Source organism: Lysobacter sp. (assembly GCF_035655815.1).
GTDB lineage: Bacteria > Pseudomonadota > Gammaproteobacteria > Xanthomonadales > Xanthomonadaceae > Lysobacter_J.
On record NZ_DASRTS010000031.1, the window covers coordinates 63,355 to 82,846 of the forward strand.

General features: G+C 67.6%; 20 protein-coding genes and 1 tRNA gene. 11 read left to right on the forward strand and 10 right to left on the reverse strand.

Annotation, left to right across the window (positions count from 1 at the left end):
* Window positions 1-104 precede the first annotated feature (104 nt).
* Entirely contained in the window at window positions 105-860 is a 756-nt protein-coding gene (locus VFE83_RS08465; RefSeq protein WP_324905027.1) for a Crp/Fnr family transcriptional regulator, read from the forward strand.
* Here VFE83_RS08465 and VFE83_RS08470 read toward each other — a convergent pair.
* The 6 genes from VFE83_RS08470 to VFE83_RS08495 all read right to left on the reverse strand — a co-directional run bounded on the left by VFE83_RS08470 (window position 752) and on the right by VFE83_RS08495 (window position 6,625).
* Entirely contained in the window at window positions 752-2,155 is a 1,404-nt protein-coding gene (locus tag VFE83_RS08470) for a HAMP domain-containing sensor histidine kinase (protein ID WP_324905029.1), read from the reverse strand. The genes VFE83_RS08465 and VFE83_RS08470 overlap by 109 nt on opposite strands.
* Entirely contained in the window at window positions 2,115-2,795 is a 681-nt protein-coding gene (locus VFE83_RS08475; protein ID WP_324905031.1) for a response regulator transcription factor, read from the reverse strand. Before VFE83_RS08475 ends, VFE83_RS08470 begins: the two co-directional genes overlap by 41 nt.
* Before the next feature lie 403 nt (window positions 2,796-3,198).
* Entirely contained in the window at window positions 3,199-4,113 is a 915-nt protein-coding gene (gene rimK / locus VFE83_RS08480) for a 30S ribosomal protein S6--L-glutamate ligase (RefSeq protein ID WP_324905033.1), read from the reverse strand.
* Window positions 4,110-4,577: an ATP-dependent zinc protease gene (locus VFE83_RS08485; protein ID WP_324905035.1), complete on the reverse strand. Its 468-nt coding sequence runs from the start codon at window positions 4,575-4,577 to the stop codon at window positions 4,110-4,112. Before VFE83_RS08485 ends, rimK begins: the two co-directional genes overlap by 4 nt.
* Before the next feature lie 70 nt (window positions 4,578-4,647).
* A tRNA-Gly gene (locus tag VFE83_RS08490) sits at window positions 4,648-4,721 on the reverse strand.
* Between the two features lie 89 nt (window positions 4,722-4,810).
* Window positions 4,811-6,625 (reverse strand): autotransporter domain-containing protein, encoded by a 1,815-nt coding sequence (locus tag VFE83_RS08495; protein ID WP_324905208.1) that lies wholly within the window; start codon window positions 6,623-6,625, stop codon window positions 4,811-4,813.
* Window positions 6,626-6,797: 172 nt separating this feature from the next.
* Between VFE83_RS08495 and thiS the strand changes: the two genes are divergently transcribed.
* The 4 genes from thiS to VFE83_RS08515 all read left to right on the forward strand — a co-directional run bounded on the left by thiS (window position 6,798) and on the right by VFE83_RS08515 (window position 10,955).
* A complete protein-coding gene (thiS, locus tag VFE83_RS08500) occupies window positions 6,798-6,998 on the forward strand; it encodes a sulfur carrier protein ThiS (protein WP_324905036.1) in 201 nt (66 codons plus the stop codon).
* Window positions 6,999-7,420: 422 nt separating this feature from the next.
* Window positions 7,421-8,227, forward strand: a complete 807-nt coding sequence (locus VFE83_RS08505) for a thiazole synthase (protein ID WP_324905038.1) — start codon at window positions 7,421-7,423, stop codon at window positions 8,225-8,227.
* A 136-nt stretch (window positions 8,228-8,363) separates the two neighbouring features.
* On the forward strand, window positions 8,364-9,107 hold the full coding sequence (gene trmB / locus VFE83_RS08510; RefSeq protein ID WP_324905040.1) for a tRNA (guanosine(46)-N7)-methyltransferase TrmB: 744 nt from the start codon (window positions 8,364-8,366) through the stop codon (window positions 9,105-9,107).
* 9 nt (window positions 9,108-9,116) lie between these two features.
* Window positions 9,117-10,955, forward strand: a complete 1,839-nt coding sequence (locus VFE83_RS08515; protein WP_324905042.1) for an SLC13 family permease — start codon at window positions 9,117-9,119, stop codon at window positions 10,953-10,955.
* Window positions 10,956-11,075: 120 nt separating this feature from the next.
* Here VFE83_RS08515 and VFE83_RS08520 read toward each other — a convergent pair whose 3' ends face one another.
* Window positions 11,076-11,453: an MAPEG family protein gene (locus tag VFE83_RS08520; protein WP_324905044.1), complete on the reverse strand. Its 378-nt coding sequence runs from the start codon at window positions 11,451-11,453 to the stop codon at window positions 11,076-11,078.
* Between the two features lie 25 nt (window positions 11,454-11,478).
* Complete coding sequence (locus VFE83_RS08525) at window positions 11,479-11,871, reverse strand: Rieske (2Fe-2S) protein (RefSeq protein WP_324905046.1); 393 nt, start codon at window positions 11,869-11,871, stop codon at window positions 11,479-11,481.
* Between the two features lie 60 nt (window positions 11,872-11,931).
* Here VFE83_RS08525 and VFE83_RS08530 point away from each other — a divergent pair, with 60 nt between their 5' ends.
* The 5 genes from VFE83_RS08530 (at window position 11,932) to VFE83_RS08550 (ending at window position 16,805) form a co-directional block, all read left to right on the forward strand.
* Window positions 11,932-12,246, forward strand: coding sequence for a hypothetical protein (locus tag VFE83_RS08530; RefSeq protein WP_324905048.1), 315 nt, complete (start codon window positions 11,932-11,934; stop codon window positions 12,244-12,246).
* Between the two features lie 4 nt (window positions 12,247-12,250).
* Window positions 12,251-12,964: a fumarylacetoacetate hydrolase family protein gene (locus tag VFE83_RS08535; protein ID WP_324905050.1), complete on the forward strand. Its 714-nt coding sequence runs from the start codon at window positions 12,251-12,253 to the stop codon at window positions 12,962-12,964.
* Between the two features lie 63 nt (window positions 12,965-13,027).
* Window positions 13,028-13,429 (forward strand): large-conductance mechanosensitive channel protein MscL, encoded by a 402-nt coding sequence (gene mscL, locus VFE83_RS08540; protein WP_324905052.1) that lies wholly within the window; start codon window positions 13,028-13,030, stop codon window positions 13,427-13,429.
* Between the two features lie 205 nt (window positions 13,430-13,634).
* Window positions 13,635-15,059 (forward strand): M28 family peptidase, encoded by a 1,425-nt coding sequence (locus tag VFE83_RS08545; RefSeq protein ID WP_324905054.1) that lies wholly within the window; start codon window positions 13,635-13,637, stop codon window positions 15,057-15,059.
* A 12-nt stretch (window positions 15,060-15,071) separates the two neighbouring features.
* Window positions 15,072-16,805: an EAL domain-containing protein gene (locus VFE83_RS08550; protein ID WP_324905056.1), complete on the forward strand. Its 1,734-nt coding sequence runs from the start codon at window positions 15,072-15,074 to the stop codon at window positions 16,803-16,805.
* A 3-nt stretch (window positions 16,806-16,808) separates the two neighbouring features.
* On the opposite strand, the gene pgeF is transcribed toward VFE83_RS08550, so the two are convergent.
* The gene (gene pgeF, locus VFE83_RS08555) at window positions 16,809-17,564 is read right to left on the reverse strand and encodes a peptidoglycan editing factor PgeF (protein WP_324905058.1); all 756 of its coding nucleotides are present in this window, start codon (window positions 17,562-17,564) and stop codon (window positions 16,809-16,811) included.
* 2 nt (window positions 17,565-17,566) lie between these two features.
* The gene (rluD, locus tag VFE83_RS08560; RefSeq protein WP_324905060.1) at window positions 17,567-18,553 is read right to left on the reverse strand and encodes a 23S rRNA pseudouridine(1911/1915/1917) synthase RluD; all 987 of its coding nucleotides are present in this window, start codon (window positions 18,551-18,553) and stop codon (window positions 17,567-17,569) included.
* 79 nt (window positions 18,554-18,632) lie between these two features.
* On the opposite strand from rluD, the gene VFE83_RS08565 reads away from it, so the two are divergent.
* The gene (locus tag VFE83_RS08565; protein WP_324905062.1) at window positions 18,633-19,478 is read left to right on the forward strand and encodes an outer membrane protein assembly factor BamD; all 846 of its coding nucleotides are present in this window, start codon (window positions 18,633-18,635) and stop codon (window positions 19,476-19,478) included.
* Window positions 19,479-19,492: the final 14 nt, after the last annotated feature.

The window sequence follows — 19,492 nt, forward strand, 5'->3', positions numbered from 1 at the left end:
GGGCCGCTACTCACGGCCAAGTTGATCCGTCTCAGGATCGGGCTGCCCGAGCGCCGATGGGATCGACAGGCAGATGCGAGTCTGACGCATCACGGATGTTGGCAATGGGCGAAGGGAACCAGGAACTGCTGAAACACATCGGTTGCGAGAACCTGCCGCGAACAAACATCGTGCCCGCCCCGGCGGGCTCGGTGTTGTTTCGTGTCGGCGACTCCTGTCGTCGCGCGCTGATCCTGCTGCGCGGGCGCGTTCGCGTTACGCGCGTGTCGCCCTCGGGCCATGAGGTCGTGCTTTACCGCCTCTCGGCAGGTGCGGCATGCGCCATCACGACGGCCTGCGTGCTTGGAGGAGAGCCGTACCCGGTGGATGGCCATGCCGAAACCGATGTCGTGGCGCTTGCGCTGCCTGCTTCGGAGTTCCAGTTGCGCCTGATGCGGAGCGAGTCGTTCCGCGATTTCATCTTTCGCCACCACGCGCAGCACCTCAACGACCTGATCGGCCGCATCGAGAGCCTCACCAGCGAGCGTGTCGACGTGCGCCTCGCCCGTTGCCTCCTCTCCCGCGCAATCGACGACCACGTCACGGCAACGCACGGGCAACTGGCCGCGGACATCGGCAGCGCGCGCGAGGTGGTGAGCCGCCTCCTGAAACCGCTAGAACGTCAGCAACGTGTGCGGCTGCGCCGCAATTCGATCGACCTGCTTGATCTCGCGTTCCTGCGTTCGCTCGCCTCGGACGTCGACGCGCCGGCTCAGCGCGCCGTTTCGCGCCCGTTTTCCAGCACCGACGGAGCGTCGAACGTCAACGTCGCCACCACGCCGCAGCGTTCGCCCGGGCGCACCTGCACGTCCCACTCGTAGAGGTTGCACAGGCGCCGCACGATCGACAGGCCGATGCCGCCACCCTGCGAGTGGCCGGCGTGCGTGCCACGGTAGCCGCGTTCGAACAGCTTGGCCGCGTCCTCCGGGCTGAGCCCGGGGCCGGAGTCGACCACGTCCACCGAGCGTCGACCGATGCGCACGACCACTTCACCCTCGGTCGTGTACTTCACCGCATTGCCGATCAGGTTGCCCAGCGCCACCGATACCGCTGCTTCCGGCGCGTCGACGACCAGCGCACGGCCCCCTTCCAGGCGCAGCTCCAGCGGCTTGCCGCCCAGCTGCGCCCGATGCGCGTCCAGCAACTGCTCGGCCGACTTGGCCACGTCGGTCGCACCATGGCCGCGCTCGTTGCGGGACAACAACAGCAACGCGCTGATCAGGTCGGTGCACTGCTGTTCTGCACGCTGGATGCGCAGCAGGCGGTTGCGCGTCTTCTCGTCGACGTCCGGTCGCGACAGCAGCAGTTCCACCGCGCCCTTGATCACCGCCAGCGGCGTACGCAGTTCGTGGCTGACGTCGGCGTTGAACTCGCGGTCGCGCTGCACGACTTCGGTCAGGCGTTCGGCGTAGTCGTCCAGCGCCTCGGCGAGCTGGCCGACTTCGTCGTCGGGGAAGTGCGAGGCGAGGTTCTCCGGCTCCGAACTGCGCCCGGACTGCTTGAGCCGGTTGGCCAGTTCCGACACCGGGCTCATCACGCGCGAGGCCGACCACCAGCCGACCAGCAGCGACAGCAGCGTGAACACGAACACCGAAGCCCAGATCGCCCGCTGGAACTGCGCCTCGCCGCGCGATGCCTGCGACATGTCGTAGGCGAGGAAGAACCAGGCCTTCGGGGTCTTGCGTACCGCCAGCTTGTACGAGAACGGCTCGCCGTCCTGCCCCACGCCGGTCATGCCGTAGATGCCGTCACGCAGTTCGTACCACTCCGGCCAGTTCACGCGCACCGAATCGAACTTGTCCGCGGTGTAGACGTAACCGCGCATCTGGTCGACGGCGAACGACGGATCGTCCGGGTTCTGCTCGAACTGGCGCGCCGCCTGCTCGATGTTCCGGTTCATCACGTCCTCGACCAGCTGGTTTTCCACACGGTTGCGCGTCCAGTTGGTCGCCCACGCGAACAGGCCCGTCAGGCCGAAGCCCAGCAAAACGAAGGCGAGGATGATTCGGCTGCGGAGCTGGCGGCGGAAACGCGTGCGCCGCCGCGCGGGCGCGGGTTCGTCCGCGGCCACTCGCTCAGCCGTTGTCGGGGGCTGCGATGCGGTAACCGATGCCATGGCGCGTCTGGATCAGCGGAACGTCGAAGGGCTTGTCCACCACCGAACGCAGACCGTGGATGTGCACGCGCAGACTGTCGGAATCCGGCAGTTCCTCGCCCCATACGCGGGTCTCCAGTTCCTGGCGGGTCACCACGGCCGGCGAGGCCTCCATCAGCGCCTGCAGGATCTTCAGCGCGGTGGGGTTGAGCTGCAGCAGCTTGCCCTGGCGGCGCACTTCCAGCGTGTCGAGGTTGTATTCCAGGTCGGCCACATTTAGCACGCGTGTCTGCACGCCACGGCCGCGGCGCGAGAGCGCATTCAGGCGCACCTCGACTTCCTGCAGCGCGAACGGTTTGATCAGGTAGTCGTCGGCGCCTGAATCGAACCCGGCCAGCTTGTTCTCCAGCGAGTCGCGCGCGGTCAGCATCAGCACCGGCGTCTGCTTGCGCGCCTCGTTGCGCAGCTTGCGGCACACCTCCAGGCCGTCGAGGCCGGGCAGGTTGAGGTCCAGCACGATCGCATCGAAGTCATGGACCACGGCCAGGTGCAGGCCGGTGACGCCGTCGGCGGCGAAGTCCACGGTGTGACCGCGGTCTTCGAGAAAGTCGCCAAGGTTGGCGGCGATGTCCTGATTGTCTTCGATGACGAGGATGCGCATGAGACCTTTCCTGGGTAATGGGCATTCGACCGCGCGGAACCTCCGTGGTTCGCGCCGGCATGAACACGCGGCAGAGCGACTCGCCGCGGCGACCGTGTGATTCTGCCAGAGCCTTAATCGCGGACCGACGACATCACGCATGCAGTCGAGCGCAGTCAAACAAAGGCCCAGGCACGGGGCCACCGCGCCTGGGCCAAAAGGGTATTGCCCCGATTACCGTAACCTGCGTCGACCAGAGTGCTGACTTGGAGGATGGGCAGTGCTGCGGTAGGGACAGGCTACGCCGAAATCGATTAAACCGCCGTTAAAAACACGCGTTAAGATTTCGTTGTTCAGCAGGGGAAATGTTAAGCAAGCAGCCAAGGGCGGCAAAATACGGCGAACGTCGGCGAATGTGCCGAATTCAGGTTGCCAGGCGCGCTGCGGGCTTTTTGGAAGGCGGGCGCTTCACCCGCCCAGCGACATGCGCGACCACCTCGCCCGCCACGTCCACGCCGGTGGCGTCTTCGATGCCTTCCAGGCCGGGCGATGCGTTGACTTCAAGCACCAGCGGGCCGCGCTTCGAACGGATCAGATCAACGCCGGCGATACCCAGCCCGAGCACGCGCGCGGCGCGGATGGCGACCTCTTCTTCCTCCACGCTGGCGCGCACGCCCTTCGCCGTGCCGCCGCGATGCAGGTTCGAGCGGAAGTCGCCGCGTGGTGCCTGGCGCTTCATCGTCGCCACCACGCGCCCGCCCACCACGAAGCAACGCAGGTCCGCGCCACGCGCCTCCTCGATGAATTCCTGGACGAGGAAGTTGGCGTAAAGGCCGCGCAGCGCTTCGATCACGCCACGCGAGGCCGAGAGCTTCTCCGTCAGCATCACGCCGGCGCCCTGCGTCCCTTCGTTGAGTTTGATGACATGCGGCGGCGCGCCGAGCATCGACAGCAGGTCGTGGGTGTCGTCCGGGTTGTCGCCGAACACCGTGGTCGGCAGGCCGATGTTCTCGGCCGCCAGCAACTGGTGGCAGCGCAGCTTGTCGCGCGCGCGCAGGATGGCGTCCGACGAGTTGGGGGTGAAGGTGTCCATCAGCTCGAACTGGCGCAGTACCGCCGAGCCGTAGCGGGTAATCGAGGCGCCGATGCGCGGGATCACGGCCTGGTAGCCGGAGATCGGCTTGCCCTTGTAGCGCATGCTGAATCCGTCGCTGGCGATGCGCATGTAGCAGCGCAGCGGATCCAGTACCCGCACGCTGTGGCCCTGGTCGCGCGCGGCTTCGACTAGGCGCCGTGTGGAGTACAGCTTGCTGTTGCGCGACAGGATCGCAAGTTTCATCGGAGCGACTTGAGGGAGACCACCGGTGCCGCGTTCGCCGGCAGGCGGCCATGCAGGAAGGAACGCGCAGGGTCCACGGTGAACACCCTCGCCAGCGCGGTACGGCCGAGCAGCATCGGAAACAGCATGCCGCGGCGATCGGACAGATTCATTTCGATGGTGCGCTCCACCCCGGCCAGCGCCAGTGTGGTCCGCACGAAGACACGGCGCGTGCAGTGGCCGCCCGAGTCGGTCACCTCCCGCACGTCGAACACCGGGGCGGCAGCTTCGATCATGCCTGCGCCGTGCCCGGGACTGAGGCGGAAACCGACCCATGGCTCGCCGCGCTCATGAAAATTCCACTGGGTGTCCACATGCAGCGCCGAGCTGCGCGCGCCGCTGTCGACCTTGGCGCGCAGACGCCCGACGCCCAGGTCCGGCAGGGCCGCCCATTCGCGCCAACCCAGCACGATCTTCGTTGCCATCGCGCCTCCAGGCCCTGCCTGAAAGACAAAAACGGCGGCCACTGTAAAGCAGGCCGCCGCTGAAAATGTTTGGAGCGGGTGATGGGAATCGAACCCACGCTAGCAGCTTGGGAAGCTGCAGTTCTACCATTGAACTACACCCGCGCGTTGCGAAGTCTATGCCTCCCGTCGGAGGCTTGGCAACGCGGCGCCACAAGGGCGCCGCGTGCCGGTTCAGCCGATTGAGGCGCGGGTCAGAAACCTCCGCCGAAGCTCACGAACACCGTCGCGTCGTTGCCGCCCTTCTGGCCGACGGTGAGGCTGGCACCGATGTCGGTCTGCAGGCCGAACAGTTCGGTGCGCGCACCCATCATCAGCGTGCCGTAGTTCTGGTCGTAGCTCAGGCCCGGCACCGAGTAGGCGGGCGAACCCGGCAGCGAGCGCAACGATGCGGACACTTCCTCGGCGGTGTCCTCGAACTCGTGGTCGTAGGTCAGACGCGCGTACGGACGCAGGTGGCTGTTCAGCGTGTAATCGACCTGCCAACCGATGCTGCCGATCAGCGAGTCGAACTCCTGCTTGCCGAACGACAGCGCTGTCGCCTCGGTGCTGTTCTCGTCGTAGCCATCGACCTCGATGGTCTGCGACAGCACCTGCACGACCGGGCCATGCTTGAGCGCGCCCTGGCCGAAGTTCCAGCCGGCCGACAGCGCTGCGGTGAGGTTGGTGCCGTCCGGCGAACCGGTGTGGTTGCGCGACGTCGGGCCCAACTGCACGCGGCGGTCCACGTCGTAGGACACCCAGCTGTAGCTGACCTGGCCGTTCAACCAGGCACTGCCGCTGGACCAGCCCAGGTAGCCACCGAGGGTGGCGTCGTCCTGGTCGAAGTCGCCGCGGTTGCGACCCCAGTCCATCTTCTGCTGGCCGTATCCGGCAAAGCCGCCGTACACCAGGCCACCGCTGGCCCAGTCGAGGCCGACGCTGACCGTCGGGCCGATGCCGTCGTAGTTGTCGCCATGGCCGTAGCGCTGCGAATCGGCGCGCACGTCCGCCCACCAGCGCATGCCCTCGCCTTCCGGACGCGAACCGATCTGCGCGGCGACGCGCTCGGCACGGGAACGGCCGACCATCGCTTCGGAGTGCGGCAGCACGGCCAGCTGGCGCGGCGCCTCGAGCAGCGAGTACGCGTAGTCGGCCAGGATCGCGTGCGCGCCGGTGGACGGATGCACGCCGTCGGCGAACACGTAGGCCGAGGCCGCATCCGGTGCCGCGTACGAGCCCGGATTGCAGAACAGCGAGGAGTCGAGCGCCGGCGCCGGCTGCGTGAGGCAGGCGACGCCCGTCGCGTTGCGGAAGCCGTACGGTGCCGGGTTGTTCACGATTTCCTGCAGCAGGTGGAACGTATCGACCGGAATGAAGCGCGCGCCCGACGCCGCCAGGCCGGCATACAGCGCGTCGTTGTAGCCGGTGGCGAGCGCCGTGCCGCCGGCCATGCCCGCCGCGCCGCGCGCGCGGAACTGCGGCGTGATGCCCAGGTCGGGAATGTTGGGCACGAGGATGTAGCGTGCACCCGCGTTCTGCAGGGTCATCACGTTGGCGACCTGGCCGGTCACCGCGGCGCCGACGATGGCCTGTGCCTGCGCCGGCGGTGCAACAGCGGCCGCGAACAGGTCATTGGCACCACCCCAGACGGTGTACAGCGCATCCGGATTGGCGCGACCGCCATTGGCACCGAGGTAGGCATTGATCTGGCTGCGCAGCGACAGCGTAGGCAGTTGCGGCGTCAGGCCGGCGCGGTCGGTCGAGACCGTCGCACCGCCGATGGCGTAGTTGCTGCCGCCCTGGTTCACCGCGCCGGCGTTGGTGCCGTACTGGTCGGCCAGTTCTTCCGCCCAGACCAGGCCCGGGTTGGTGGTGAAGCGCCCGAGAATCGCCCCCGACGAACCCAGCTGCGCTACCAGCGCCGGGCGGAAGTAACCCGCGTCCGTCAGGCTGTCGCCGAAGAAGATCGTTTGCGAATACGTCTGGGCGAAGGCCGGTGCAGTGGCGAGCGCCAGCGCGGCGGCCAGCACGGAGCGTGCGGGTTTCATCATCGAAGGTCCTGTTTGCGATGGAAGGAATCCCGGGCACATACGCCCGCGGATGGGAGATCGAAACATGCGGCGTGAACGCACTCACGCCGCACTGCGTCAAAAACCGTGCCGACTGGCCCGGCCCGACGGAGGCGGCGACAATACAGGAATGGACATCGTTCTGAACGGCGAGCCGCGCGCGATCGCGGCGGAGACCACCGTGCTGCAACTGCTGCAGGCCGAAGGCCTGGGCGAGCGTCGCGTGGCAGTGGAAGTCAACGGCGAAATCGTCCCGCGCGGACGTCACGGCGAACACGCACTCACCACAGGCGACCGTGTGGAAATAGTCCACGCGCTGGGAGGTGGGTGAGAGCATGTGCTGGCGCGGCACTGCCGCGCGCATGCTCGAACGCCCGGCCAAGGATGGCCGGGCTGGGCTCTCCGAAAGCCCGTAACGTTCCGCCAGGGACGGCAGCAATACACATAACCGCGGCGAGCATTGCCGCGCGGCATGCCAAACGCCCGGCCAGGGATGGGTGAGAGCATGTGCTGGCGCGGCACTGCCGCGCATGCTCGAACGCCCGGCCAAGGATGGCCGGGCTGAGCTCTCCAAACGCCCGTAACGTCACGCCATGGACGGCGGCAATGCACATAGGCGAGGAGCCAGCTTGCTGGCGACCCCGTCCACGTCAGAGGTGTGTCGCACCAGTCGCCAGCAAGCTGGCTCCTACGGGCGCAAGCGACCCGTATCCGACGACGGAGCGCCCTCGCCCGCGCTGCTAGACTATTTCGATGACCGCTCCGCTTTCCCCGAATTTCCCCGCCGATCCGCTGCTCATCGCCGGCAAGGCCTACGCCTCACGGCTGCTCACGGGCACCGGCAAGTTCAAGGACCTCGACGAGACCCGCCGCGCCACCGACGCCGCCGGCGCGCAGATCGTCACTGTCGCCATTCGCCGCACCAACATCGGACAGAACCCCGGCGAGCCGAACCTGCTCGACGTGCTGCCGCCGGACCGCTACACCATCCTGCCCAACACCGCCGGCTGCTACACCGCCGAGGACGCGGTGCGCACCTGCCGCCTCGCGCGTGAACTTCTCGACGGCCACAACCTGGTCAAGCTGGAAGTGCTGGGCGACCAGAAGACGCTCTACCCCGACGTCGTGCAGACGCTGGTGGCGGCCGAGCAGCTGGTGAAGGACGGCTTCGACGTGATGGTCTACACCTCCGACGATCCGATCCTGGCCAAGCGCCTGGAGGACATCGGTTGCGTGGCGGTGATGCCGCTGGCGGCGCCGATCGGTTCCGGGCTTGGCGTGCAGAACAAGTACAACCTGATCGAGATCGTCGAGAACGCGAAGGTGCCGATCATCGTCGACGCGGGCGTGGGCACCGCTTCCGATGCTGCCATCGCGATGGAACTGGGCTGCGACGGCGTGCTGATGAACACCGCCATCGCCGGCGCGAAGGATCCGGTGCTGATGGCGCACGCGATGAAGCTGGCGGTGGAAGCCGGCCGCGCCGCGTTCAAGGCCGGACGCATCCCGCGCAAGCGCTTCGCCAGTGCGTCCTCGCCGGTCGATGGGCTCATCTCCTGATGGAGCTGGTTTTTCGACGCGGATGGACGCCGATGACCACGGATAAGGCAGTTTCTGCATCATCCGATTCATTCGTGTTGCCTGCCTTTTCCGCGTTTTCCGTGTCCATCTGCGTCCAGACGCCTCCGGGCACGCCATGAGCGACACTGGTAAACGCGTTCCGCCCAAGCCCTTCACCGTCGAGGAAGGCCGCCGCCAGGTCCGCAGCTTCGTGCTGCGCCAGGGTCGGTTCACCGATGCGCAGCAGCGCGCGTTCGACACGTTATGGCCACGCTTCGGTCTGGAGTACACCGGACAGCCGCGCGACTTCGATGTGGCGTTCGGGCGCAAGGCGAAGCGCGTGCTCGAGATCGGCTTCGGCAACGGCGAGGCCCTGCGCTTCGCCGCCGGGCACGATCCCGACCGCGACCTGATCGGCATCGAGGTGCATGCACCAGGCGTCGGCCGACTGCTCAATGCGCTGGCCGAGGACGACGCGCGTAACGTTCGCCTGTACCACCACGATGCGGTGGAGGTGCTGCGCAACGAGATCGCTGACGGCTCGCTCGACGAGATCCGCATCTACTTCCCGGACCCCTGGCACAAGAAGCGCCATCACAAGCGCCGCCTCGTGCAGCCGGAGTTCGCAAACCTGCTCGTTTCCAAACTGGCGGCCGATGGGCGCTTGCACCTCGCCACCGATTGGCAGGACTATGCCGAACAGATGTGGGACGTGCTGGATGCCACGCCCGGCCTGGTCAACCGGGCAGGACCACGCGGCAGCGTGCCGCGGCCGGAATGGCGGCCGCAGACCCACTTCGAAACCCGCGGCCAGAAACTCGGCCACGGCGTGTGGGACCTGTTGTACGACCGTATCCCCGCCCTGACCGAGAGCCGCTGACCACCCGGCATGGACACCGCGCTGACGCTCACCACCGACATGAAGCTCGTGCTCGGGCTGGTGGGCTTCACGATGGTGATGTTCCTGTTCGAGCGCATCCGCGCCGATGTCGTGGCGCTGGTCGTGCTGGTGCTGCTGGGCCTGTCAGGCTTGGTCGAACCCGAGGAACTGTTCAACGGTTTCTCGGGTAACGCGGTCATCAGCATCATCGCGACGATGGTCCTGGGCGCAGGCCTGGATCGCACCGGCGCGCTCAACCGCCTGGCCGGCTGGCTGTTGCGCCGCGCCAGGGGCATGGAGCAGCGACTGCTGCTGCTGACCAGCGCGGTGGCCGGCATCAACTCCTCGATCATGCAGAACCCGTCGGTGATGGCGCTGTACATGCCGGTCGCCGCGCGGCTTTCCTCGCGCACCGGCCTGACGCTGCCGCGGCTGCTGCTACCGATCGCCGCCGCCATCGTGATGGGCGGTGGCCTGACGATGGTGGGCAACTCGCCGCTGATCCTGCTCAACGACCTGCTGATCGCCGCCAACAGCAACCTGCCCTCCGGTGCGGCCACGCTGGAACCGCTGAAGATGTTCGCGCCGCTGCCGATCGGCCTGGCATTGCTGGGCGCGTCGCTGGCGTACTTCCATTTCTTCGGCGACAAGCGCCTGCGCGACGAGGACGGCAAGGGCGCTACGCCCGCGCGCACTCAGAGTTACTTCGCGAAGGCCTACGGCATCGATGGCGACGTATACGAACTTACCGTCAGTGCCGACAGCCCACTGGTCGGCATGTCGCTGGGTGAGGCCGAAGCCCTGCGCGGCGCGCCGCTGTTGCTCGCGCTGAAGAGTGACGGCGAGGCGCGCCTGGCGCCGCCTGCGGACACCCGCATTTGGGTCGGCAGCGTGATCGGTGCGATGGGGTCCAAGCAGCAGGTCAGCGACTTCGCGCAGAACCATTTCCTGCGCATGTCATCGCGGCTGCGCACCTTCGGCGACCTGTTCAACCCGAGCCGCGCAGGCATTTCCGAAGCCGTCGTGCCGGCCACGTCGAAGTTCATCGGCAAGAACGGCCGCGACCTCCAACTGCGCAAGCAGATGGGCCTGAGCCTGCTGGCGATCAACCGCGACAAGGCGGTGCTGCGCGAGAACGTGCGCGACGTGAACCTGCGTGCCGGCGACATGCTGGTGTTCCACAGCATCTGGACCGACCTGCACGTGGCGGCCGCAAGCAAGGACCTGGTCGTCGTCACGGACTATCCGAAAGGCGAGCAGCGCCCCCACAAGTTCAAGATCGCCATGGCGATCTTCGCCGTCGCGATGCTGCTGGCGCTGTCATCGCGCCTGCCGGTGTCGATCGCATTGATGACCGGCGTGGCCGGCATGCTCATCGCCGGCGTGATCCACATCGACGAGGCCTACGCCGCGATCAACTGGAAGACGGTCTTCCTGATGGCGTGCCTGATTCCATTGGGCTGGGCGATGGATTCCAGCGGTGCCGCAGCGTGGGTAGCGGGGCACACGGTCGAGCGATTGCCGACAGGCACGCCCGTCTGGTTGCTGGAAATCATGATCGGCCTGCTGACGACGGCGTTCTCGCTGGTCATCAGCCACGTCGGCGCGACCATCGTCACCGTGCCCATCGCCATCAACATGGCGCTGGCCGCCGGCGGCAATCCCACCGCGTTCGCCCTGATCGTCGCGCTGTCCGCCTCGAACAACTTCATGACGGCGTCCAACCCGGTCATCTCGATGATCACCGGTCCCGCCGGTTATTCCGGCAAGGACCTGTGGAGGATCGGTGGCCCGCTGTCGCTGATCTATACGGCGGTGATCGTGGCGATGGTCAATCTGCTGTACTGATTCGGGATTAAGGGTTTCGCACTACGGCCCTTCATCCCTTGGTATCGGCGAGGCCGCGACCGAGGCCTGTAACCAAGGCCATCAATCGTCCAGTGAACCGCACCGCTGCTGAAGGCGCCGCTAGGCAAGCACGTTCGCGACGACCAACGCCCACAGCCCTAGCACCGCGAGGAAGTTGACGGTAAACACCAAGCCCCGCAGCTGCACATTCGTCGTGGGAATCTGCACCAGGCTATGCAACACGCGACCGGCGATGAAGACCCACGCCAACGCCTGCGGCAGGCGGCCGGCATCGCCGGCGAGAATCAGCAGTACGCATGCGACGTGGAAGAACAGCGGCCATTCGAACTGGTTCGACAGGTTCGCGCTGATGCGCGGCTCGATCTTCGACCACGGATTGCTGCCATCGGCGCGACGGCCGATGCCCCACACCGCAGGGGCACGCGCGAGCGTCAGCAATACATAGAGGAATGCGGCCAGCGCCACATGCACCGCCATCGGAAGGATCAGCGGGCTCGCCACCTCAGCGCGCGCCCGTGCCCAGCCACACCGCCCCGTCGCGCACGCTCACGCCCACTGCGCGCAACGATTCGCCACGGCACGGACCGCCCACACATTCGCCGGCAGTGAGTTCGAAACTCGCGCCGTGGGCGGCGCAGACGAGAAGGCCTTCCTTGCTCTTCAGGAACTGGCCCGGTGCCCAGTCCAAACGGCGGCCGGCATGCGGGCAGATGTTGAGCCACGCGCGGACTTGATCGCCGTCACGGTACAGGATCAGGGATTCCGCATCGCCTTCCAGGACGGCTTCGACTTCCGCGAAAGCCCCGTCCGGCAAGCGTTCCAGCGACAACAAGGGCGCCTTTTCGGCATTCGCCACGTGCGGATTGCTTAACGAAGTTCTCACACCCTCGGTCATGGCTGGCCCGATACTCCCTTGCCCGGCAATTGCTGCCGCATTGTGTCACGACGCATTCCGATGTTTGCCCAGACCTTCCGCTTCGGTAGTTCCCAGTTCCATTCGCGCGTGCGTTCGGCGTTCGAGCCGCGCAAGCCGCGCCACCGCATGCTGCGCTTCGCGCTCGGCGTGGTCGGCCTGGGCGTGCTGGCGGTGCTGGTTATGTTCTCGGTGGTGCTGGGTGCGGCGATGATCGGCGCCGGCGTGCTCTACAAGCTGTGGAAGCAGCGCGGCAAGCCGGTCGCCGGCGACACCCGCGTGGTCGAAGGCGAGTTCCGCGTCGTCGGCCAGCCGGTGCTGGAGACCCGTCGCGAGACGCAGACCAACGCCCTGTAAGCGCATGAGCGACGTCATCGCGGCGCCGCCGCAGCCTCGCGTTCCCGTCCGCGGAGCAGCGGATCGATTCTTCCCCGTCCACCGCATCTACTGCGTCGGTCGCAACTTCGCCGACCATGCGCGCGAGATGGGCGCCGCCGTGCCGGCCTCGCGTGCGGATCGCGGCAATCCGGTGTTCTTCCTCAAGCCGGCCGACGCCATTGCGACGCAGGCCGACGTGCCCTACCCGCCCGGCACGCAGGACCTGCACCACGAGGTCGAGCTGGTCGTAGCCCTGGGCGAGGACGCGCCTGCCGGAGAACTCGACCCTGCCGACGCGCAGCGCCTGATCTACGGTTACGCCGTCGGCCTGGACCTGACCCGGCGCGACCTGCAGGGCGCGGCCAAGGCCAAGGGCCTGCCGTGGGATACCGGCAAGGCGTTCGACCACGCCGCGCCGATCAGCGCCATCGTTCCGGCAGCGGAAGTCGGCGAGCTGGGCGACCGCACGTTGCAGCTGACGATCAATGGCCAGACCCGGCAGCAGGGGTCGCTGGCCGATCTCATCTGGACCGTGCCCGAAATCCTGCACGAGTTGTCCAAGCTGTATGCACTGCGTGCGGGCGATCTGATATTCATGGGTACGCCGGCTGGCGTGGGCCCGCTGCAACCAGGCGACCGCTTCCACGCGGTCCTGGACGGCGTAGCCGAACACAGCGGCCGCATCGTCGCCGCCTGAGCGGCAAGCTGGTTGCGGCACATCGCCGCCCCTTACAGCCAACGCAGGAGAGAGAACGCTGCCATGGGTCTGGTTACCGAGTTCAAGGAATTCATCTCGCGCGGCAACGTGGTCGACCTGGCGGTCGGCGTGGTGATCGGCGCGGCGTTCGGCAAGATCGTCACCGCCCTGGTCGACGGCATCGTGATGCCCGCCATCGGCGCCTTCACCAAGGGCGTGAGCGTCAGCGACTGGAAGTACGTGATCAAGTCGGCGCAGCTGGATTCGTCGGGCAAGGAAGTCGCGGCCGAACTGGCGATCCGCTACGGCATGTTCCTGCAGACGGTCATCGACTTCCTGCTGATCGCGCTGGTGATCTTCCTGTTCCTGAAGGCCTACAACCGCGTGCGTACGCCGGCGGCGGCCCCGGCCACCCCGGAAGACATCCTGCTGCTGCGCGAGATCCGCGACGAGTTGAAGAAGTGAGGTAGCCGGCAGGCCGCCTCTGTAGGAGCCAGCTTGCTGGCGACCTGCGCATGGACACCCTGGCAGCGCAGGTCGCGAGCAAGCTCGCTCCTACGTCGATCCGTCACTTCCGCCAGACGCGGCATGCTGCGCGTGACTACCGACACCCCGCCGGACTGCCGCGAATTGCTACGCTCGCAGCTTCGTCCTGAGGGGAGTCGGTTTGATGCGCGCTACGTTGTCGGTGGCAATCGCCACGCTGTTGTCGGTCGCGGTTCTGGGCGGGTCGGTGGATGCCGCGCAGCGCGAGACGCGCATTCCCGATCAGGCCATCGCCACCGCGGCGCAACTGCGTGAAACCGCGCTTGCCAGCGACCTGGCCTACCGCATCACCGAATCGCTGACGACAGAGGTCGGCCCCCGACTGGCCGGCAGCGAAGCCGATGCGCGCGCGGTGGCGTGGGCGGTGGCCAAATTCAAGGAACTCGGCTTCGACAAGGTCTGGACCGAACCGGTGACCTTTCCGAAGTGGGAGCGCCGCAGCGAGTCGGCCCGGGTGGTCGGTGCCAATGCCCAGCCGCTGCACCTGACCGCGCTGGGCGGGAGTCCGGCCGGCACGGTCGAGGCCGAAGTGGTCCGCTTCGCCGACTTGGCCGCGCTCGAGGCTGCAGCGCCCGGTTCGCTGACTGGCAAGATCGCCTTCATCGACTACAGGATGGAACGGGCCCGCGATGGCGCCGGCTACGGCCCCGGCTCGCGCGTGCGCAGCCGCGGCCCGTCGGCGGCGATCCGCGCCGGTGCCAGCGCCTTCCTGATGCGCTCGGCGGGTACCGATTCGCATCGCAACCCGCATACCGGCATCACCCGCTTCGACGAGGGCCTGACGCCGATCCCGTCGGCCGCGCTGTCGGTGCCCGATGCCGACCAGCTCACCCGCCTGCTCAGCCGCGGTCCGACGAAGGTGCGCGTCTCGCTGGACTGCGGCTGGGACGGAACCTACACCTCGCAGAACGTCATCGGCGAGATCCGCGGCAGCCGCAAGCCCAATGAGGTCGTCGTGATCGGCGGTCACCTGGACTCGTGGGACCTGGGCACCGGCGCGATCGACGACGGCGCGGGCGTGGGCCTGACCATGGCGGCGGGCAAGCTCATCGGCCAGCTCAAGCAGCGGCCGGCGCGCACCATCCGCGTGGTGGCGTTCGCCAACGAGGAGCAGGGCCTGCACGGCGGCAAGGCCTACGCCGCCAAGTACGCGGGCGAGGTGGCCAAGCATCAGCTCGCCGCCGAGAGCGACTTCGGTGCCGGCCGGATCTACGCCTATTCCAGCTCCGCCCCGGACTACGCCAAGACCGCCGACGCGCAGATCGCGCAGGCGCTGGCCCCGCTGGGCATCGAATACGCCCCCGGCGAGGGCGGTCCCGGTCCGGACATCGGCCCGATCGCGCAGAAGGGCGCAGCCTGGGCGCGCCTGGCCCAGGACGGCACCGACTACTTCGATCTTCATCACACCCCGGACGACACGTTCGATAAAATCGACCCGCAGGCGCTGGCCCAGAACGTCGCCGCCTACGCAGTGTTCGCCTACCTGGCCGCCTCGGCCGAGGGCGATTTCGGCAGTCGACCGTCGGCTACCCCCACCAAGACGGAATAGCTCCAGGGTTTCATGGCTCAGCGGTACGACGATCCGGTTGATACCGCGGTAGACCCCATCACGGGACTGCATCGGCTGGGTGCCAACGGCCCCAGCCTGGCCACGGCCATCGCGGTGGCCGGCGCGACCAAGCGGCGCATCGCGCTGCTGCACATCGACGTGGACATGTTCCGGTCGATCAACACCAACATGGGCACCGCCACCGGCGACCAGGCGCTCGCGGCCATCGCCCAGCGCTTGCGGCGCGCGGTACCGCGCGAAGCGTGGATCTGGCGCCTGACCAGCGACGAGTTCGTGGTCGGCATCGGCTATCGGGAAGGCGAACTCGACGGCGCCGGCCTGGCCGAACGCCTGCGCGACGCCTTCGAAACCCCGCTGTCGATTCCGCCATACACACTGCCGGTGACCCTTTCCATCGGGATCGCGGTGTTCCCCGATCACGCGCCCAATGCCGCGACGCTGCTGTCGAAGGCCGAGGAAGCCCTGCGCCGGGTGAAGCAGGAAGGCCTGAACAACGTCGGTCTGTACTCGGCTGCGGTGGATCGCGCGCCGCCGAGCGACGGTCTTGCGCAGCGCTTCGTCGACGCCATCGACCGCGGCGAGTTCCGGCTGTATTACCAGCCTCAGGTGGCCGCGCACGACGGCGGGGTGACCGGCTTCGCCGCGCTGCTGCGCTGGCAGACCGACCGCGGCCTGCTGCGGCCCAGCCAGTTCCTGGAACCGATCAACCGCGTCGGCCTGGCCGCGCGGCTGGGCGTGTGGGTGATCGAATCCGCCATCGCGCAGCTGGCGCAATGGCGCGCGGAAGGACTCGACTACCTGTCGATGTCCGTGCACCTGTCGGGCCCGCTGCTGGTGCAGCGCGACTGCCTGGACCGCATCGGCGCCCTGCTCCACCGCTACGGCTTGCCGGGCAATGCGCTGGAGTTCGAGATCCCCGAAAGCGTGCTGGCCACCGACAGCCATCGCATCCACGACACCCTCGCCGGCCTGCGTTCGCTCGGTGGAACGCTGACGGTGCAGGACTTCGGCCTGGGCGGACTGAGCTTCGCCGCGCTCGGCCAGTACCCGCTGGACCGCATCAAGATCGACCGCAGCTTCATCCGCAACGTCGCCAGCGACCCGCGCAGCGCGGCCATCGTGCGCGGCATCATCGCGATGGGCCACCAGCTGGGCATGAAGGTGATCGCCAAGGGCGTGGAGAGCGAAGCTGAACTCGGCTTCCTTCGCCGCAACCACTGCGATTTCTTCCAGGGCTATCTGTTCAGTCCGTCGCTGCCGGCCGACCAGTTGGGCGAACTCGTGCGCAAGCGCTTCCTGCTGCCGGGCGCATTCGCCGCGACGCGACCGGAACGCACGCTGCTGCTGCTGGACGACGAGGAAAACGTCCTGCGCTCGCTGGTGCGGCTGTTCCGCCGCGACGGGTACCACATCCTCACCGCCAACAGCGTGCGCGAAGCCTTCGACCTGCTGGCCAGCAACACGCCGCAGGTGATCCTGTCGGACCAGCGCATGGCCGACATGAGCGGAACCGAATTCCTGACGCGCGTACGCGACCTCTACCCCGACACCATCCGCATGGTCCTGTCGGGCTACACCGACCTGTCCACGATCACCGACGCGATCAACCGAGGCGCGATCTATCGCTTCCTGACCAAGCCGTGGAACGACGAGGAACTGCGCGAGCACATCCTCGATGCCTTCCGCGCGCACGAACGCCGCGCGGCCGGCGAATCGCTGTACTGACGCTCAGCGCGCCGGTTCGATCCAGATCAACGAAGCCATTCGTCCGGTGCGCTGGTCGCGCCGATGCGAGAAGAACCGATCTGGCTCGGAGATCGTGCACAGCCCGCCGCCGTCGATGTTCGCCGCGGGCACGCCGACGGCGGTCAGCCGGCGCCGCGCCAGCGCATAGAGATCGACCCGCCAGTGTCCAAGGCGCGTTGGGGTGAAAGCCGACGCGGCCTCCGGATCGCGCGTAACGAAGGCTTCGAAGACTTCCTCGCCGATCTCGTAACGCTGCGGACCGGCCGCCGGCCCGAGCCAGGCCCGCACATTTCGCGGCGAAGTGCGCATAGCCGCGAGCGTGTTTTCCAGTACGCCGCCGGCCAGCCCGCGCCAGCCCGCATGCGCCGCGCCGATCTCGCTGCCATCGTCGGCGCAGAACAGCACCGGCATGCAGTCGGCGGTGAGGATGGCCAGCACGGTGCCCGGCGCGGAAGTGACCGCCGCGTCCGCCTCGCGTTCCTCGCTGCATGGAGCATTGAAGCGTTCGACCGCCACGCCGTGCACCTGGCGTAGCCAGCACGGCCCGGCAGGCAGGTTGGCGTGCTCCGTCAGCAGGCTGCGGTTGCGCTGCACAGCGTGAGGTTCGTCGCCCGCGCGCAGTCCGAGGTTGAACTCGTCGAAAGGTGCCTGCGACACGCCCAGCCCATGACGCAGCGTGGTGAAGCCATGCACCTTCGCCGACACCGGCCATGCGGCCTCCAGCCACGCCTTCGCCATGCTCAACGCTCCCGCTCGGCGGCCGCCACGCTGTCGTCGCGCAGCACGCGCAACAGGTGCTGCAGGTCTTCAGGCACCGGCGCGGTGCAGCGCACGGGCTCGCCCGTGACCGGATGGGCGAACTCCAAGGTCTCCGCATGCAACGCCTGCCGGCGGAAGCCGCGCAGCGTTTCGATGAGCGCTTCGGTCGCACCGCGCGGCAGCTTGAGGGGGCCGCCGTACAGCGGATCGCCCACGATGGGATGCTTCAGGTGCGCCATGTGCACGCGGATCTGGTGCGTGCGTCCGGTCTCCAGGCGACATTCCAGCAACGTGTGTGCACGGAAGCGCTCGCGCAGGCGGTAATGGGTGACCGCGTCGCGGCCATCCTCGCGCACGGCCATGCGGATGCGGTCGCGCGGGTGACGGTCGATTGGGGCGTTCGCCGTGCCGCCGGATACGAGGGAGCCGACGACCACGGCCAGGTACTGGCGGTGGACCTCGCGCGAGGAGAGCTGGTCGATCAGCGCGGTGTGCGCCTGCAGCGTGCGCGCCACCACCATGACGCCCGAGGTGTCCTTGTCCAGCCGGTGCACGATGCCAGCGCGCGGCAGCGTGTTGAGCGAGGGGTCGTGGTGCAGCAGTGCGTTGACCAGGGTGCCGGCCGGGTTGCCCGCGCCGGGATGGACCACCAGCCCCGCCGGCTTGTTGACCACGATGACGTGCTCGTCCTCGTACAGCACGTCCAGCGCGATGTCCTCCGGCTGCGAGTGCGTCTGCACCTCCAGCACGGCGTTCAGCGTGACCTTCTCGCCGCCGCGCACGGGATCGCGCGGACGGGCTTCGCGGCCGTCCAGACGCGCGTCGCCCGACTTGATCCAGCCGGCCAGCTTGGAACGGGAGAAATCGGGGAACAGGTCGGCCAGGACCGCATCGAAACGGCGGCCTGCGGCCTCGTCGGGAACGGTGGCCTGCAGGGGCGTGGCGGGGCTCGTCGGGGAGGCGGTCATCGGAGGGGGAGGATTCAGGGCTGCCGCGTGGGGACTGCTATTATCCGGTCTTCGCATCTTCGGCGCCCGTCGACCTCCCATGACCCTACGTTCCACCTCTTCGCGCCTGCTCGCCATGCTGCTGATCGTCGCCTTCGCGGGCGTGGGCTGCAGCCGATTCAAAGACAAGGACGCGGACGAGGGCGTGCCGGTCGAGCAGCTCTACGAGAAGGCCCACAAGTCCATGACCAATGGCAACTGGGCGGCCGCGGAAACCACTTTCAAGCGCCTGGTCGCGCAGTACCCCTACGGTCCGTACACCGAGCAGGCGCTGGTGGAGACGGCGTACGCGCAGTACAAGTCGGGCAAGCACGACGATGCCATCAGCAGCATCGACCGCTTCATCCGCACGTACCCGACGCACAAGAACATTGCGTACATGTACTACCTGCGCGGTCTGTCCAACTCCAGTCGCGACACGGTGTTCCTGCAGCAGGTCTGGAGCCTGGATGCCAGCCGCCGCGACCTGGCCACGCCGCTGCAGGCGTTCAACGACTTCTCCATCGTCGCCGACCGCTACCCGAACAGCCGTTACGCCGAGGACGCACGCAACCGCATGCGCGGCCTGCGCGACATGTTCGCGCGCCACGAACTCGACACGGCGCTGTACTACCTGCGTCGCACGGCCTACGTCGCCGCCGCCGAGCGCGCCAAGTTCCTGCTGGAAACCTACCCGCAGAGCAGCTACCAGTACGACGCCATCGCCACGCTGGCGGCCGCCTACGACGGCCTGGGCAACAAGGCGCTGGCGGACGATGCGCGTCGCGTGCTGCAGCAGAACCAGCCGGACCATCCGTTCCTCGCCGGTCGCTGGCCCGATTACCCCAGCAACTGGCGCAAGCTCAACCCGTTCGCGGGCGAGAAGTCGGCGCTGGACAACGACTGACCGGCCGGGCTTTC

What these genes read in the sequence shown, in the direction of transcription:
- VFE83_RS08465 (WP_324905027.1), top strand. Translation starts at nt 105, where the DNA reads ATGGGCGAAGGGAACCAGGAACTGCTGAAACACATCGGTTGCGAGAAC.
- VFE83_RS08470 (WP_324905029.1), bottom strand. Translation starts at nt 2,155, where the DNA reads ATGGCATCGGTTACCGCATCGCAGCCCCCGACAACGGCTGAGCGAGTG.
- VFE83_RS08475 (WP_324905031.1), bottom strand. Translation starts at nt 2,795, where the DNA reads ATGCGCATCCTCGTCATCGAAGACAATCAGGACATCGCCGCCAACCTT.
- rimK (WP_324905033.1), bottom strand. Translation starts at nt 4,113, where the DNA reads ATGAAACTTGCGATCCTGTCGCGCAACAGCAAGCTGTACTCCACACGG.
- VFE83_RS08485 (WP_324905035.1), bottom strand. Translation starts at nt 4,577, where the DNA reads ATGGCAACGAAGATCGTGCTGGGTTGGCGCGAATGGGCGGCCCTGCCG.
- thiS (WP_324905036.1), top strand. Translation starts at nt 6,798, where the DNA reads ATGGACATCGTTCTGAACGGCGAGCCGCGCGCGATCGCGGCGGAGACC.
- VFE83_RS08505 (WP_324905038.1), top strand. Translation starts at nt 7,421, where the DNA reads ATGACCGCTCCGCTTTCCCCGAATTTCCCCGCCGATCCGCTGCTCATC.
- trmB (WP_324905040.1), top strand. Translation starts at nt 8,364, where the DNA reads ATGAGCGACACTGGTAAACGCGTTCCGCCCAAGCCCTTCACCGTCGAG.
- VFE83_RS08515 (WP_324905042.1), top strand. Translation starts at nt 9,117, where the DNA reads ATGGACACCGCGCTGACGCTCACCACCGACATGAAGCTCGTGCTCGGG.
- VFE83_RS08520 (WP_324905044.1), bottom strand. Translation starts at nt 11,453, where the DNA reads ATGGCGGTGCATGTGGCGCTGGCCGCATTCCTCTATGTATTGCTGACG.
- VFE83_RS08525 (WP_324905046.1), bottom strand. Translation starts at nt 11,871, where the DNA reads ATGACCGAGGGTGTGAGAACTTCGTTAAGCAATCCGCACGTGGCGAAT.
- VFE83_RS08530 (WP_324905048.1), top strand. Translation starts at nt 11,932, where the DNA reads ATGTTTGCCCAGACCTTCCGCTTCGGTAGTTCCCAGTTCCATTCGCGC.
- VFE83_RS08535 (WP_324905050.1), top strand. Translation starts at nt 12,251, where the DNA reads ATGAGCGACGTCATCGCGGCGCCGCCGCAGCCTCGCGTTCCCGTCCGC.
- mscL (WP_324905052.1), top strand. Translation starts at nt 13,028, where the DNA reads ATGGGTCTGGTTACCGAGTTCAAGGAATTCATCTCGCGCGGCAACGTG.
- VFE83_RS08545 (WP_324905054.1), top strand. Translation starts at nt 13,635, where the DNA reads ATGCGCGCTACGTTGTCGGTGGCAATCGCCACGCTGTTGTCGGTCGCG.
- VFE83_RS08550 (WP_324905056.1), top strand. Translation starts at nt 15,072, where the DNA reads ATGGCTCAGCGGTACGACGATCCGGTTGATACCGCGGTAGACCCCATC.
- pgeF (WP_324905058.1), bottom strand. Translation starts at nt 17,564, where the DNA reads ATGGCGAAGGCGTGGCTGGAGGCCGCATGGCCGGTGTCGGCGAAGGTG.
- rluD (WP_324905060.1), bottom strand. Translation starts at nt 18,553, where the DNA reads ATGACCGCCTCCCCGACGAGCCCCGCCACGCCCCTGCAGGCCACCGTT.
- VFE83_RS08565 (WP_324905062.1), top strand. Translation starts at nt 18,633, where the DNA reads ATGACCCTACGTTCCACCTCTTCGCGCCTGCTCGCCATGCTGCTGATC.